General features: G+C 39.0%; 11 protein-coding genes and 3 tRNA genes. 10 read left to right on the top strand and 4 right to left on the bottom strand.

Annotated features, from left to right (window positions below):
* Window positions 1-76 precede the first annotated feature (76 nt).
* Both M2448_RS19230 and M2448_RS19225 read left to right on the top strand, forming a co-directional pair.
* Window positions 77-150: transfer RNA gene (locus tag M2448_RS19230), tRNA-Asn, on the top strand.
* 243 nt (window positions 151-393) lie between these two features.
* A tRNA-Asn gene (locus M2448_RS19225) sits at window positions 394-467 on the top strand.
* A gap of 60 nt (window positions 468-527) precedes the next feature.
* Here M2448_RS19225 and M2448_RS19220 read toward each other — a convergent pair.
* Both M2448_RS19220 and M2448_RS19215 read right to left on the bottom strand, forming a co-directional pair.
* Window positions 528-911: a hypothetical protein gene (locus tag M2448_RS19220; protein ID WP_280645061.1), complete on the bottom strand. Its 384-nt coding sequence runs from the start codon at window positions 909-911 to the stop codon at window positions 528-530.
* Entirely contained in the window at window positions 895-1,110 is a 216-nt protein-coding gene (locus M2448_RS19215; RefSeq protein WP_280645060.1) for a hypothetical protein, read from the bottom strand. The genes M2448_RS19220 and M2448_RS19215 overlap by 17 nt, the downstream gene beginning before the upstream one ends.
* A 128-nt stretch (window positions 1,111-1,238) precedes the next feature.
* On the opposite strand from M2448_RS19215, the gene M2448_RS19210 reads away from it, so the two are divergent.
* The 3 genes from M2448_RS19210 (at window position 1,239) to M2448_RS19200 (ending at window position 5,553) form a co-directional block, all read left to right on the top strand.
* The gene (locus M2448_RS19210) at window positions 1,239-1,931 is read left to right on the top strand and encodes a S24 family peptidase (RefSeq protein WP_280645059.1); all 693 of its coding nucleotides are present in this window, start codon (window positions 1,239-1,241) and stop codon (window positions 1,929-1,931) included.
* 910 nt (window positions 1,932-2,841) lie between these two features.
* On the top strand, window positions 2,842-4,155 hold the full coding sequence (locus M2448_RS19205) for a YihY/virulence factor BrkB family protein (RefSeq protein ID WP_280645058.1): 1,314 nt from the start codon (window positions 2,842-2,844) through the stop codon (window positions 4,153-4,155).
* A gap of 24 nt (window positions 4,156-4,179) precedes the next feature.
* A complete protein-coding gene (locus M2448_RS19200) occupies window positions 4,180-5,553 on the top strand; it encodes an MATE family efflux transporter (protein ID WP_280645057.1) in 1,374 nt (457 codons plus the stop codon).
* A 45-nt stretch (window positions 5,554-5,598) separates the two neighbouring features.
* Here the strand turns inward: M2448_RS19200 and queF are convergent, their stop codons facing one another.
* Together queF and queC are read right to left on the bottom strand one after the other, a co-directional pair.
* The gene (gene queF, locus M2448_RS19195) at window positions 5,599-6,066 is read right to left on the bottom strand and encodes a preQ(1) synthase (protein WP_280645056.1); all 468 of its coding nucleotides are present in this window, start codon (window positions 6,064-6,066) and stop codon (window positions 5,599-5,601) included.
* Between the two features lies 1 nt (window position 6,067).
* Window positions 6,068-6,724 (bottom strand): 7-cyano-7-deazaguanine synthase QueC, encoded by a 657-nt coding sequence (gene queC, locus M2448_RS19190; RefSeq protein ID WP_280645055.1) that lies wholly within the window; start codon window positions 6,722-6,724, stop codon window positions 6,068-6,070.
* 143 nt (window positions 6,725-6,867) lie between these two features.
* Here queC and M2448_RS19185 point away from each other — a divergent pair.
* The 5 genes from M2448_RS19185 (at window position 6,868) to M2448_RS19165 (ending at window position 14,679) form a co-directional block, all read left to right on the top strand.
* Window positions 6,868-6,943 (top strand) — tRNA-Lys (locus M2448_RS19185).
* 415 nt (window positions 6,944-7,358) lie between these two features.
* Window positions 7,359-11,264 (top strand): hybrid sensor histidine kinase/response regulator transcription factor, encoded by a 3,906-nt coding sequence (locus M2448_RS19180; RefSeq protein ID WP_280645054.1) that lies wholly within the window; start codon window positions 7,359-7,361, stop codon window positions 11,262-11,264.
* 206 nt (window positions 11,265-11,470) lie between these two features.
* Complete coding sequence (locus M2448_RS19175; RefSeq protein WP_280645053.1) at window positions 11,471-12,826, top strand: glycoside hydrolase family 43 protein; 1,356 nt, start codon at window positions 11,471-11,473, stop codon at window positions 12,824-12,826.
* A gap of 135 nt (window positions 12,827-12,961) precedes the next feature.
* Complete coding sequence (locus tag M2448_RS19170) at window positions 12,962-14,023, top strand: glycoside hydrolase family 43 protein (RefSeq protein ID WP_280645052.1); 1,062 nt, start codon at window positions 12,962-12,964, stop codon at window positions 14,021-14,023.
* An 11-nt stretch (window positions 14,024-14,034) separates the two neighbouring features.
* A complete protein-coding gene (locus M2448_RS19165) occupies window positions 14,035-14,679 on the top strand; it encodes a hypothetical protein (RefSeq protein ID WP_280645051.1) in 645 nt (214 codons plus the stop codon).
* The last annotated feature ends 947 nt before the right edge of the window (window positions 14,680-15,626 follow it).

Below are 15,626 nucleotides of genomic sequence, written 5' to 3'. Positions count from 1 at the left end.
TTTAAAATTTTGCGTAAAGATATTGCATATTTCAGAAATATGCCCTACTTTTGCCTCACTTTTGAGAGAATAATACTCTTCCTTAGCTCAGTCGGTTAGAGCATCTGACTGTTAATCAGAGGGTCCTTGGTTCAAGTCCAAGAGGAAGAGCAGGAAAGCAATTATTAAATAATAATTGCTTTTTTATTGGTTCTCCAATCAGATCCGAGCTGGCAAACCTTATAATAAACACAAAAGCGAAAATGAAAATATAGTAGTACCTCTAATATATTGATAAGGGAAGAAACCTGATAAGAAAATCATGAAATATGATACAACATTCTTGCATAATAAAAAAAGATTACTACCTTTGCATCCGGAATATTCAAAGGGGTATTCGATAACAGAAAATATTCTTCCTTAGCTCAGTCGGTTAGAGCATCTGACTGTTAATCAGAGGGTCCTTGGTTCAAGTCCAAGAGGAAGAGCAAACGAACGAATGTGAAATACTCACATTCGTTTTTTTTATAAAATTAAAGCCCGCATACTCAGAAGGAAAATACCGGAAACGAGAGTAATACTACCCTGTCCGACCTTTCTGCAATAATCTTTTCCCCTTGTATAATTTCTCCGGTTACCGATACACTTCGAGATTGTTGCAGCATATCGCCCTCTGCATCACAATTCCGATCTACAATAACGAGTAAAGATGCCGCATCACCCGACGACAAGCAGACCTCTTGCATCCAGTCACTATCTGTAGTCAGCATCACATAATCATTTACATCTTTGTAGCTGATGAAGATGTTACATGGATACGGGGATGTTATTGTCAGCTTATACTTTATACTGAGCGTTTTTCGCTCACTCGTACAACCGGCAAAGCTACATATAAGCAAACCGGCGAAAAGTACCTTATAGCTTACCGGCATCGTCTCCCGATTTTGCAGACAGCCCCCATTTATTAATAGCGACAAGTTTTATCCTTTCATAAGTATGCCCTTTCCCTTTTTTCAGTGAATTCGTTACAGTATTGATGTGTATGCCCAGCAATGAGGCAACCTCTTTTTTCCATCCGTGTGGCAGAAATTCGGGTATCTCTGTTTTTTGTATTATAGTTGTTTTTGCCATACATTTTTATTTAAAAAATCATATCTTTACGGCGATGTGAATATTCACAATTACAAATATACACAAATGAGAACATAAAAGCAATTAAAAAGCAAACAAAACACTCATTTGAGCACCAAATTGTAGATATGGAGAATACTATAAACGATCGGGTAGAAAAAATTATACGTGAACTTTTCTCTAGCAACAAGAGGGCTTTTTCCAGGGCTATAGATGTAGCACCTACGGTCACCGAAAACATCGTAGGGAAAAGGCGTAGCCGCCCCTCATATGAACTGATAAGTAAAATGATATCCTCAATAGAGAACCTCAACGTAGAATGGCTCATTACCGGCAATGGAAAAATGATTGTAGAGAAGCCTGTTGTATCTGATGCACAGCCGATATATGGCAAAGAAATAGCAAGGCCATTCTTCGATGCGACAAATATTTCACTAAATGAGCCCGATGCTTTCAGTATCGCTATCAAAGATAATAGTTGCAGAAAGGTCACTATTCCGTTTATGGGAGACTACGATTTTTCGCTGCGCGTTCACGGCGACAGTATGGTAAATTCTGCCAATCCGAGAAAGAGCATCAACGATCAGGATGTAGTCATCTGCAAATTGTGGAACGGGCAGTCTCATATCCGCTGGGGTGAGGTGTATGCCATCGTCACATCGGGTGGATGCATTGTAAAGAAAGTAATGCCATCGAAAACGGAAGGCAACATCGAATGTATTTCACTCAACGAAGACAATTATATGCCTTACGACCTGCCATTGACAGAAATATATGACTGGGCTATAGTGACAGGTGTAATATCCGTTTCTATCTGGTAAGCTACAGGCTGTATAGCCAATTATTCAGTATATCGGCATCTATCCTCTATATTTATCTATCCTTACCGGTTCGCCATAGAAATTTCCAATATTCATTGTTATTGGACTATCTAAATCGTGTCCAGAATACGGCTTCAAATATAAATAACTTAGCTGATAATAACTATTTTGAAATAAAAATATCTTTATCTATAAAATAGATTCTGTTAACAGTTAACAGAAGAAGGTCTTCGAATTAAATCTAAATAACCTGAGTTCGATATAAAAATAGTATGTAATCAATTGTTTTCCAAAATATATGATGTAAACTTCGTGCCCTTTGTGGTTTTTCTTTGTGTCCTTTGTGGTAAAAGAAATAAGATTTAACCACAAAGAGCACAAGGTTTTACACAAGGCTCACAAAGAAAATATATAACTAGCTGATATTTAGATACTATTATTTCGAACTCACGTTAAATAATGTAAGGTTCGTAAGGTTTTAGTTAAAAATAGTCTCACACAAAGATGCAAAGAGAAATACTTGTAACTTGTAATATTTGTCAGGTTTTAGTTAAAATCTCGGTTTCCTCCACTTTTATGTGGAAGAATAAGATTGATCATTCTGAAATGGCTTTAGCCAAAACAGATTTAACTAAAGTCTTTTTAGGCATTACTTTGAATCCACACGTTAAAAGGCGTGGCAACTCGTAGAACTTAACAGCCCTGCTCCAAAGAAAGAGGGGGCAAAGCGAAGCCGGAGAGGTTATTTTACAAGGATATAAAAATACAGCTAATAACACAGCTTCCGATCGGGTATAACGGATATTTTTAAACATTATCTACTGTGAATGCGTTTCCTTTCAAAGAACGAATTATCTTTGTGTCTGTATTATTCATCGAAATAAAGGCACAGGCTATATATTAAATGAGTATGATAGAGAAGATAAAAGATTTTGTAAAGAAGTTACTGCACTTCCTCTCCTATGACATCTGGCGGATAAACAAAAAGGACAGGTCATCGAGGAAGATAGGGCTTTACAATGTTATAAAGACTTTTATACTGGCCATACGCAATATCGACGGCTCACAATTGTTTACAAGAGCATCGGCACTGACATACAGCACATTGCTGTCTATTGTTCCGCTATTGGCCGTACTGTTTGCCATTGCTCGGGGTTTCGGGTTTCAAAACATTGTTAAGACTCAGCTATTCAGCTATTTTGCAGGGCAGGAGGAGATGCTCGACAAAGCAATGGCTTTTATCGACAAGTCGATAGAATATGCACAAGGTGGCGTATTTTTGGGTATCGGCGTAGTTTTGTTGTTATATACGGTAATCAACCTGCTTTCTAACATAGAGGATAACTTCAACAATATCTGGCAGATAAAGAAAGGGCGTACATACTTTCGCATGTTTACCGATTATCTGGCTCTCATCATTATTGCACCGGTATTCCTCATCTGCAATGCGGGGCTAACCATTATATTAAGTACGACTGCCGAGCAGCAGTATCTGCTGGGACTGGTGATAAGCCCGTTTATGAAAATAATTCCGTATCTGTTGACAATACTGCTCTTCACCATTCTGTACATCTATATCCCGAATACGAAGGTACACTTTACCAGTGCGCTTCTGGGTGGTATTTTCACAGGTGTATGTTTCCAGATATTCCAGATGCTGTATATCAGCGGACAATTCTGGATAACGAAATACAATGCCATTTATGGTAGCTTTGCCGCCTTGCCGCTATTGCTGCTATGGCTGCAACTTACATGGTTCCTTGTCTTGTTTGGCGTACAGTTGTCCTTTGCCTTCCAGAATGTGAACAAGTTTAGTTTCGAGCATGAGACATCCAATATCAGCCGTCGTTACAAAGACTTCATCACCCTGCTGACAATGACACTTATCGTAAAGCGGTTCGAGAAAGGGCTGCCACCATATACGGCAGATGAATTGTCGGAGAACTATAAAATCCCGACCAAATTAACGGGCGATACACTTTTCTACCTGCAACAGATAGGTATAATAGTGGAAACCCCTACGGATGATGCTTTAGTTCCGGCATATATACCGTCTCTGGATATTAATCATATTTCGGTTAGTTATCTGTTTGAGAAAATAGATAAGTACGGCTCGGAAGATTTTATAATAGATACTGATATTCAGTTCAGAAGTGAATGGGAAACTATACTTGCCATCAGGGAACCATCCGAATACGGATCTAAACTACTTAAAGATTTATAATCTCATGTACTTCAGCTATCATCGATGAAACAGGGTGTACATAATCTAACGGAAGGGAAAATATTTTCGACCCTCATACGCCTTGCCTTACCACTGATGGGAACAAGTTTCCTGCAAATGGCATATACCCTATTAGCCATGTCGTGGGTTGGGCGGCTGGGCACAGTTTCGCATCCGGAGATAGCGACCAAGTCAGAAGCAGCCATCGGAGCTATCGGCATGTTGCTATGGTTGACGGCATCGGTCGCTTATCTGGCCATGATCGGCTCAGAGGTAGCGGTAGGACAATCTATAGGGGCAAAAAAGATGAAGCGTGCTGCTATCTATGCCTCCCACTCTACGACAGTATCTATTTGTCTGGCGATACTATGGGTAGCCATCCTGTTTATATTCGCCTACCCTATTCTTTCGTTCTTCAAGCTGGAAGCCGATATTACTGCCGATGCAGCACTATATCTGCGCATACTTACCATCAGCCTGCCGTTTCAGTTTCTGTCGTACAACTTCACCGGGATATACAACGGAGCAGGACGCAGCATCGTTCCGTTCAGAAACAATGCAGCCGGGCTTGTACTGAATATGATACTAGACCCTATATTGATGTTCGGTATGGGAATGGGATTGCATGGGGCTGCAATAGGCACAGTTGTGGCACAGTTATTTGTATTCTCACTGTTCTTCTACCAGATCAGGTTCGGCAGTCGCATATTGGGCAATTTCAAATTCTTCATCAAACCGAAAGGCATTTACCTGAAACGCATCTTCTTTTTGGGAACGCCTGTATCTATCATGAATTCGCTGTATGCCATCATCAATATGAATCTGGCACGGGTAGCATCTATTCATGGCGGGCATCTGGGTATGATGGCACAAACAACAGGTGGACAGATAGAGGCGGTGACATGGAATACATCGCAAGGATTCTCCACTGCTCTAAGTGCTTTTGTAGCCCAGAACTATGCAGCTAACAAAATAGAACGAGGTAAAAAGGCATATATCTATACCATCAGGGTAATGCTCACTGTGGGCGTTATCGTCAGCATTTGCTTTGTACTGTTCGGCGCACAGATATTCGGCATCATAGTACCCGAAGAGAATGCGATGAAAGCCGGTGCCGAATACTTGTTTGTAATGGGGTTGGTACAGATATTCATGATGTTTGAGCTTACTACGCAAGGTATGTTCAACGGAATAGGGCGCACTATAGAACCCGCTGTTATCAGCATTACATTCAATGCGCTGCGTATCCCTTTGGCATACTATCTGGCATCACAGATGGGTATTACGGGGGTATGGTGGGCTATCGCCATTTCTACTATTTGCAAGGGTATTATCCTGCCTACATGGTTTGCCATTGTATATAAACGGATAGAGAAGAAACGTCCGAAGATAGGGTGATAAAAGAATAAAGAGGTGAAAATATTTCACCTCTTTTCTATTAGTTTATCTATATGTTTGTTGGGGACTATGTCTCAACAGGCGTTCTTTGGCAACCATTTCATACATCGTTCCCGGTCGGCCGTAATTGCAATAAGGGTAAATACTAATCCCCCCGCGTGGTGTAAACAATCCGATTACCTCTATATATTTAGGATTCATCAGATTTACCAGATCTTTCATAATAATGTTTACACAATCTTCGTGGAAAGCTCCATGATTGCGAAAACTAAAGAGGTACAATTTCAGGCTTTTGCTTTCTACCATTTTTACATCGGGCAAATAATTGACGTGTATAGTGGCAAAATCGGGCTGTCCGGTTATAGGACACAGACTAGTGAATTCCGGACAATTAAAGGTTACCCAATAATCGTTTCCCTGATGTTTATTTTCAAATGCTTCGAGAACTTCGGGAGCATAATCATCTTTGTATTCTGTTTTTGCGCCAAGATGGCTAAGACCTTCTATTTTCATCTTATTTTTCCTTATTTAAATAACTCTCTAAACCTTGCTTACGTAACTTACAGGCCGGACAATGTCCACAGCCGTCAGCAATAATACCATTGTAGCAGGTAAGGGTTTGTGTACGAACGATATCGAAAACCCCTAATTCGTCTGCCAGTTGCCATACAGCAGCTTTATCGCGCCACATCAATGGTGTATGAATCTGAAAATGCTCATCCATTGCCAGATTGATCGAAGCATTTGCCGAAAGAATGAATGTATCTCTACAATCGGGATAACCACTATAATCGGCTTCTGAAACGCCTGTCACAATATGACGAATACCATGAGAGCGGGCTATAACAGCTGCAAACGTCAGGAAAAGCAAATTTCGCCCGGGTACAAATGTATTTGGGTACGAATCTGTAGGTTTTTCCTGATCCATTACAATATCACTTGTCAACGAATTTACGGATAGCTGGCTGATAATAGATGCATCCAATAACTGGAACGGTACATTTGCCTTATCCGCAATCGTTCTGGCCACTTCTACCTCTTTAGAGTGGCGTTGACCATAAGTAAAGCATAGGGTGCGAACGGAAGAGAATTTTTCTAATGCCCAATACAGGCATGTGGTCGAGTCTTGTCCTCCTGAAAACAAGACCAAAGCGGGTTCTTTTTTTATCATTACAATCTTTGTTTTTTACGTGGTTGCTCCTAAGATACACGGAAAAGGAAGGCTTTTCGATACAAAAATAACTATTTTAATAGTTTCTGGCTTAAAAAATTTCCTTAAAAAAAATAATTATTATACTTTTGCATTCACAAAACGACTTCGTAGCTCAGTTGGTAGAGCAACTGACTCTTAATCAGTGGGTCGAGGGTTCGAGCCCCTCCGAGGTCACCAAACCGGCAAGAGTTTTTAAGTAAACTCAAAGCCATCAAGCAACGAAAACCTCTCATAGTTAATACTTTGAGAGTTTTTTTATAATACTTATAAAAAGTATCACCTTTCAGATCCATAAAAAAAACAATTTCGGACAGCTACTCGTTACCCAAACTTTGGTGTTGAGAGATAGTAATAACACACTGACATTGCCATCAATGAAAATTGAGAATACAGTCCTCATATTGAATATTGAATCTGCGCCTGTCCCGATACAACAATTCTTAAATCAGCTCTGTTAATACACATCTATAACACATATGATGATCATTCAAAGAAAATATTCTTATTTTTGTATCAAATGGGCGATCCTTGTTTTATATACTATTAAGTAAAAACAAGAAACGACCATAAAATCAGGAGTCTTAATAATACTATGAAAGAAAAACTAGTTATAAGTACATTTCTTTTTTTGCTATCCGTTCTAACTTTATATCCATCAGACGCAAAGTTCTATAGCATCAATTCAATCTATGGGATTTCCGTAAGGGAGACAGCATCTATTTGCAAGGATGATAATGGCTTCATATGGACTTCCTCAAAGTCGGGGATACTAAGAGTTACAGAAGATGATTATCGTATTTATCATCTTCCCTATAAGTCAGTAGATGTTATCTCTGTAAAGCTTGTCTATAAGGAGTCTGAGTTATATGCATACACTAATAATGGACAAATATTTGTGTATGATGAATTGTTAGATAAATTCAATCTGTTTATTGACTTTCGAGATTTATTAAATGATAATTTTTTACAAGTACACCGCATTATCGTTCATAATAAAGATGCCATGTGGGTATCTTCATCATTAGGCTTGTTTCGCTATGAAGGAGGTCTACTCAAGTTGGTGAGTAAAGAGCAGACAGAAGTACAAAACATTGTGTTATATGATAATCACAATCTTATTTATACAACATTAGAAGGTATCTACACCCTTGATGTCAAGACTTTCTCCAGTAAATTGTTACATAAGAATGATGCCGATAAGGAACTATATGTCTCGGCTTCTTTCTATGACGATAAATCTGACAGACTATGGGTTGGAACTGTGTCGAGCGGTCTCTTTTATTATAATTTCAAAGATAAAACATTAAAAGCAGTATCTATCTCTAATTTTCCAAGACAACCCATATTGAGTATAAAGAAAAACATCGATTCGTCCCTGTTCATCGGAATTGATGGACAAGGAGTATGGAAATTGAATAATGAAGGAAATGTGTTGCTGGGTATATACAAGGAAGACATTGACGACCCCTCCTCTATCAGAGGAGATGGAGTTTACGATATCTTTTGCGATGGGAGCAATAAAGTCTGGGTTGCTACCTATAGTGGCGGACTCTCTTTTTTCGAACAGGAATCACCCCTTGTAACACAGATAGCCCACAAGATAAATACTCCTAATTCGCTAGGGAACAATTATGTGAATAAAATACTGGAAGATAGCCGAGGGAATATTTGGTTTGCGACAAACAATGGTATCAGCCGATGGAAAGTATCTACAAATCAGTGGGATATTTTCTATCAGAATAAACACGAACAAGCACAGGTTTTCCTTGCATTATGTGAAGATAATAATGGAAACATTTGGGCAGGAACCTATTCATCAGGAGTTTATGTATTAGATGGCAATACCGGAAGAGAATTATTACATTATTCTCAGGAAGAAAGGAATTCTGATTTTCCCGGCAGGTTTATTTTCGATATCTTCAAAGATAGTCAGGGCGATATATGGATTGGCGGCATACAAAGCAATGTTATTTGCTATTTGGCAAAGGAAAACCGTTTTCGCTTATATCCGTCACAGCCTGTAAGATCATTTACTGAACTATCGCAGGGTAAATTATTGCTATCTTGTTCACACGGGCTTATCTTACTTGACAAGGAAACCAGTAATGAAGAAAGATTATTAGACAGCTATCTTATACATGGAACATTGGTGATAGATGATAAGATATGGGTAATGGCTTCAGGTGTCGGATTGATGCAATATGACTATAATAAAGAGAAAGAGGTAAACAGGATCACAACAGAGTCCGGATTGTCATCAAATTTCGTAAACAGCCTCACTTATGCCAATGGGTGCTTATGGATTGGAACCGAAAATGGACTATCGAAGTACAACCCTTCAGATAATAGTATCCAGGTATATTCATCTATCTTTTCCTTTTCAAATATATCTTTCAACATAAATTCTGCATGTAAATTAAAAAATGGAAGCCTGATCTGGGGTACCAATAATGGAGCGTTGATGATCGATCCGAATATGTTATACCAGGCACAGCATCAGGGACAGATCTTTTTTCAGGATATTACTATTTCAGGACGATCTATCAGGGAGAGCCCAAGCTTACTTAGGGGAATTCCCGTAAACAAACAGGAAAAGATCGATCTTAACTATAATCAGAATACGATCGCATTAGAATTGGTTCCCATCGGTGTTTCTTCATCCGGTTCTAAATTCTCGTGGAAGATGGAAGGACTCGATACCGAGTGGAGCCAACCCACTAATATTCCGGTTATAAATTATACAAATATTCCGAGTGGCATTTTCGAGCTCAAAATAAGAATGTATGACAGTTCTATCTCTCAGGTTATAGATGAGCGTTTGCTAACAATCAAGGTTGTCCCGCCATTTTGGAAAACCTGGTGGTTTAGCCTCATCTTATTTTCTATAATTGCAGGCATTATATTTTTCACGCTGAAAATCTATATAAATCGTTTAAAACAACGCCACACAGAAGACAAGATACGTTTCTTCACAAATACGGCACATGACATTCGTACATCGTTAACGCTGATCAATGCCCCTATCGAAGAACTGAATAAAGAGAAAAACTTATCAGAAAAAGGACAATATTATTTGAATCTGGCTACAGAACAGTCGGGTAGATTATCTTTTGTCGCCACCCAATTATTAGACTTCCAGAAAGTAGATATAGGAAAAGGACAGGTCTTTCTGATGATGACAGACATTGTGAATCTTGTATCGCAACGGAAATCGATGTTTGCCGCAGCAGCAAAAAAACAAAATATAAATCTGGAATTCCAATCCAGTAAAGAATCTTACATTACTGCTGTAGACGAGCTTAAAATTGAAAAAGTAGTTGATAATCTTATCTCTAATGCAATCAAATATTCACACCCGAATGGTAAAATTGAAATAAGCCTGGTATGTGAAGACAATTACTGGACATTAACGGTCAAAGATCATGGGCTTGGTATCTCGGATAAAGCAAAAGACAGACTGTTCAGAGAGTTTTACAGAGGAGACAATGTGGTAAATTCCAAAATGGTAGGTTCCGGAATAGGGCTGCTGTTAGTCAAGAATTATGTATCTATGCACAATGGAACTGTTTCGTTGGACAGCAAAGAAAACAAAGGTTCTACTTTTACTATAACTATTCCTTATAAAGAAGTATCAGATGTACTGCAACCCGCAGCATCTGATAAAGAAAAACCTGAAGAAATAATTGTTTCCAATAATGATTTTTCCGGATTAGAGATTTTAGACAAGGAAGTAGGACCAGAAAAGAAAATCCATGTATTAATAGTGGAAGACAATAACGATTTACAGACTTTCCTAAAGTATTCACTACAGGAGCAATATAATGTAACAACAGCAGATGACGGTGAAGAGGCATGGGCTATGATACAAAAAAAGATACCGGATCTGGTGGTATCCGATATTATGATGCCTAATATGGATGGGTTCGAATTGTGCCGACTGATGAAGTCCACCTTTGAGACATCACATATTCCGGTTGTATTGCTAACCGCCTTGTCTGAAAAGACTACACAATTGGAAGGATTGGGTCTCGGAGCCGATGATTATATAACAAAGCCTTTTGATGTAAGCCTTCTTAGCCAACGCATAAAGACTATAGTAAAAAACAGGGAAATAGTAAGGGAGAAAGCACTGAAACTAATAACGAGAACTGACGAAGAACAACCGATCTTCATAAATGAGCTTAACGACCAGTTTGTGAAAAAAGCACATGAAGTTGTAAACAGTAATATCTCTAATTCGGATTTTGGAAAAGACGAATTTGCTTCCTCCATGAATGTCAGCTCATCGCTGCTTTACAAAAAGATGAAATCTTTAACAGGACTCTCCCCTATCGATTTTATAAAGACCATCCGGCTGAACCAATCATTAGAACTCCTCCAATCGCGGAAATATACCGTAACGGAAGTCAGCGAACTTTGTGGATTCTCTAGCATAGGATATTTTAGTACAGTATTTAAAAAACATTTTGGGAAATCACCTACAGAAATATTAGAATAAAGACTTATTACATCGATATTTAAAGGAGCTGCCTGTTTAGACAGCTCCTTTCGCTTCAATTACCTAATTTTAAAAAACAAATATCTGAATTTAAAAAGGCAGCGACAGCATTGCTGGTTATATTTGCTATAGTTATACTATTTGAGGATTCAGGTTCTTGTGTTTTCGAAATAAGAAAGCCCTTGATCCTGATAAACTAATGCTAAATGAAAAAGACTCTTTTAAATCTTACTTTTATTCTGATTGCGGGCATTACTATTCAAGCCCAGAACCCGATTATCCAAACTATGTATACGGCCGACCCTGCGCCGATGGTATATAACGACAGGCTATATCTATACACAAGCCACGATGAGGATGGCTCCACATGGTTTACAATGAATGACTGGAGACTATACTCTACCGCCGATATGGTAAACTGGACGGATCACGGCTCCCCGCTTTCATATAAAACATTTAGTTGGGCACGAGGAGATGCATGGGCAGCACAATGTATAGAAAGAGATGGAAAATTCTACATGTATGTACCGGTTAGCGACCTTCAAAATCAGCCGGCGATCGGAGTCGCTGTTGCCGACAGTCCTTACGGTCCTTTCTACGATCCACTTGGTAAACCTTTGGCTCAGACCGGGCATGGCGACATAGATCCTACTGTATTTATCGACAGCGACAATCAGGCATATCTATACTGGGGAAACCCCGATTGCTATTATGTGAAGCTAAACGAAAACATGATATCCTATGAGGGTGAGATAGTAAAAATACCAATGACCGAAGAGTCTTTTGGCAAACGTGAAGGTGATCCCAAAAGAGCCACTTTATATGAAGAAGCCCCATGGCTTTATAAACGAAACGATCTCTACTATCTGATATTTGGCGGAGGCCCTATACCTGAGCATATTGGCTATTCGACCAGCAATAGCCCGACCGGACCATGGAAATATAAAGGAGTGCTGATGCCTACACAAGGCAAGAGTTTTACCAATCATCCGGGTATAATAGACTTTAAGGGGAATCATTACTTTTTCTATCACAACGGTGATCTGGAAGGTGGCGGCGGATTTACCCGTTCGGTGTGTGTCGAACAATTCGATTTTAATAAAGACGGCACCATTCCCCAACTGACGATGACGAAAGATGGAATAAAGAAAGGTGTCGGTGTACTGAATCCTTATATAAAGACCGAAGCAGAAACCATTGCATGGTCGGAAGGATTCAAGGCTTCGCAGAATGATAAAGCAGGCGTATTTGTGACTGCGGAGAAAAACGGTGCATATATTAAGGTGCGGGATGTAGATTTCCGTCAAAAAGGAGCATCAAAGTTTACAGCAAGGATAGGAACAACGCATAATGCACCCGTATCGATGGAAGTGAGACTGGGTGGAGTTGATGGTCAACTGTTAGGCTCAATCAAAATACCGCGTACGGGAGGGAGTGACCGTTGGGAGTTAATGACCATTGATGTACCTAAGATTACAGGTGTACATGATCTTTATTTTGTAGTAAAAGGCGAGCCTTCGAGCCACCTTATGTATTTTGATTACTGGATGTTTACAGAATAGATTATCCTGTAATGATAAGAGCATATTTAAATTTCACCAAAATAGCTTTAAAAATCTGAGCTAATAAAATTCAGACAGGTTCTAATATTTTCTCTATAAATCAAATTGAAAACTAAACTGAAACATATGCCAGCTATGAAGAAATTAATCTTTCTATTACTTTGTTTATTCCCGTTGTTGACAATCTTTGCACAGCCAAAGACATTTAAAATAACAGGAAATCCGATAATCAAGGATAAGTTTACAGCCGATCCGGCACCTATGGTACATAATGGACGACTGTATCTGTATGTCGGTCATGACGAGGCTAAAGGAGACGAAATGTTTAACATCACAGAATGGCTGTGCTATTCTACAGAAGATATGAAAACCTGGGAAGATCATGGCTCGGTATTAAAACCTACCGACTTTGAATGGGGAGCTTCGGATGCGTGGGCTTCGCAGGTAGTGGAGAGAGATGGCAAATTTTATTTTTACACTACCGTTCAAGCCGGAGAACCGTATAACTGCAAGACTGTTGGGGTAGCGGTATCTGACAGCCCTACGGGGCCTTTCAAGGATGCCATCGGGGTTCCACTTATTACTGATGACATGACTCCTAACGGAGAGAGAGGATGGTGGAATGATATTGATCCTACAACGTTTATAGATGATGATGGTACGCCCTGGATGAGTTGGGGAAACGGCACTTGCTTTCTTGTCAGGCTGAAACCAAACATGATTGAGCTGGATGGTGAGATAGAAGTATTAAAACTGCCTGAATATACAGAAGGACCATGGATACATAAACATAATAATCTCTATTATCTGACCTATGCATCAATGGGCGCAGGACGTGAAATGATAAATTATGCTACTGCTCCGAGTATAGAGGGACCATGGACGCACAGAGGTGTTTTGACAGGAATGGCTGAGAATAGTTTTACTATTCATCCCGGAATCATAGAATTTAATAAACAATGGTATTTGTTTTATCACAATGCTTCACTTACTATTGGTGATGAATCGGGAGCTGTGGGGCGCCGCGCTGTTTGTGTCGATTATTTATATTACGATGCGGATGGCAAAATGTATTATGTGGAGCAAACTAAAGAAGGGATTACTGTACCTCCTAAATCGAAAAAAGAAATAGAACTTATACAAAATCCTTTTCCTGAAAGAGGAGAATCTGTTGAAAAAGTAATTATGGAGAAATAATACAGATAAAAATGAAAAGAATATTATTTACATTATTAATATGGACCGGCTTTATATCATTGGCTTTGTCACAAGAAAATTTATCCGGATATCTTTTTGACAGCTATAAGGAAGCCATAGTCCATTTCAAAGGGAACCTGCAATCCAATGAAAGGGTAAATTATAATCTTCTGGATGGAAAGTTATATTTCATTGACCGTCAGGACAACAAGATAAAGGTAGTATCAGATGTCGACAAGATAGCTTTCGTTAAAGTTGGCGACAGGAGTTTCCTGTTAGATGGTGATGGCATGAAGGAGGTTGTCTCCACATCGCCCCTTATCTATGCCAAATACAATGCCAAAGGCCGCAAGAAACCTTCAAAAGCCGCTTATGGCGGAACGAGTCAAGTGTCCTCTTCTACAAGCTATGCAGAACTGCGCGATGGAGGGTCACACGCTTTTTTGAAAAGTGATGAGATAGAAATACATTCGCATCATAATGAATATTGGATAGAAAAGGATGGAAAGAAAAGGAAGTTTACTCAATTCAAACAATTTATAAAGATATATTCAGCCCATAAAGAACAATTGGAGCAATACATCAAAGATAACAACATAAACTTTGAAGATGTAAAAGCGATAATTGAATTGTGCCGCTACGCCGAAGGTTTATAAAACAAATGAGATGAAGTAATCATTAGTCGCAGTAGCAAGGCGCTTGCAGACTTGTGTTTTATTGTACGAAATTTATCTATAATATATCAATGCGCTAATTAGGTAATGTGCCGATATGCCAATGATAGTGATCTTTGAATTTGATGTAAAATGTGTAAGAGTTGTCAGGTTTTAGTTAAAAAATAGTCGTGATGTCGTAGAGGCGAATCCATGTGTTCGCCCGAAAATCATATAAGCGGGCAGACACACAGGTCTACCCCTACGAGAGAAAAAAGAGAAATTGTGACACAATTGGCGGAGCCTTTTAGAGCTAGCATGCTAGTAGATTAATGACTAGAAACACCGTTCAGCGGAACAAAGTGTAGCTCAAACTGTAACTTTTACATACGTTGTACTCCTGTGACCGTTGGTTGTCAGCTTTTAGTTAATAATACGGGGTAATTTGTGAAGAGACTCTTCCCTGCGGTCAGTGTGACTGCGAGAACGAATTGGAAGTACTATTTGTTAACTGTTGGCTGTGCAGTTTGTAAGGTTTTAGTTAAAATTTCAGTTGCCTCTTGCTTTAGCTGGAGGATAACAAAGCTGATGAATAAATGGCTTTAGCCAAAATGAGCTTTGACTAAAGTCCTTTTAAGGGTAGCTATTAATCCACGACTTAAAAGTTGATTTTTTTGTCAGCTTTTAGTTAAATTTGGATTTCCGGTCATGCTAAGAGACGAGGGATTTCTTGAAAATGAGAAAACAAAAACAATACAAAAGTGTCAACTTTGACTCGCCTTTGCTTCGTCGATTTTAAATTGTCAACTCTTTAAATTCTAATTAAGTAATGGATAATAAATATTGTCGTATTTTCTTAGGTAGTAGTAGGGGCGAAATATCTTTCGCCCGCAACTATATCGGGCGAAAGATATTTATGCCCGCGACCAATGTAACACATACTATAAATT

The sequence above is a fragment of the Dysgonomonas sp. PF1-14 genome, assembly GCF_029892965.1.
GTDB lineage: Bacteria > Bacteroidota > Bacteroidia > Bacteroidales > Dysgonomonadaceae > Dysgonomonas.
This window is presented reverse-complemented; position numbering and strand designations above follow the sequence as displayed.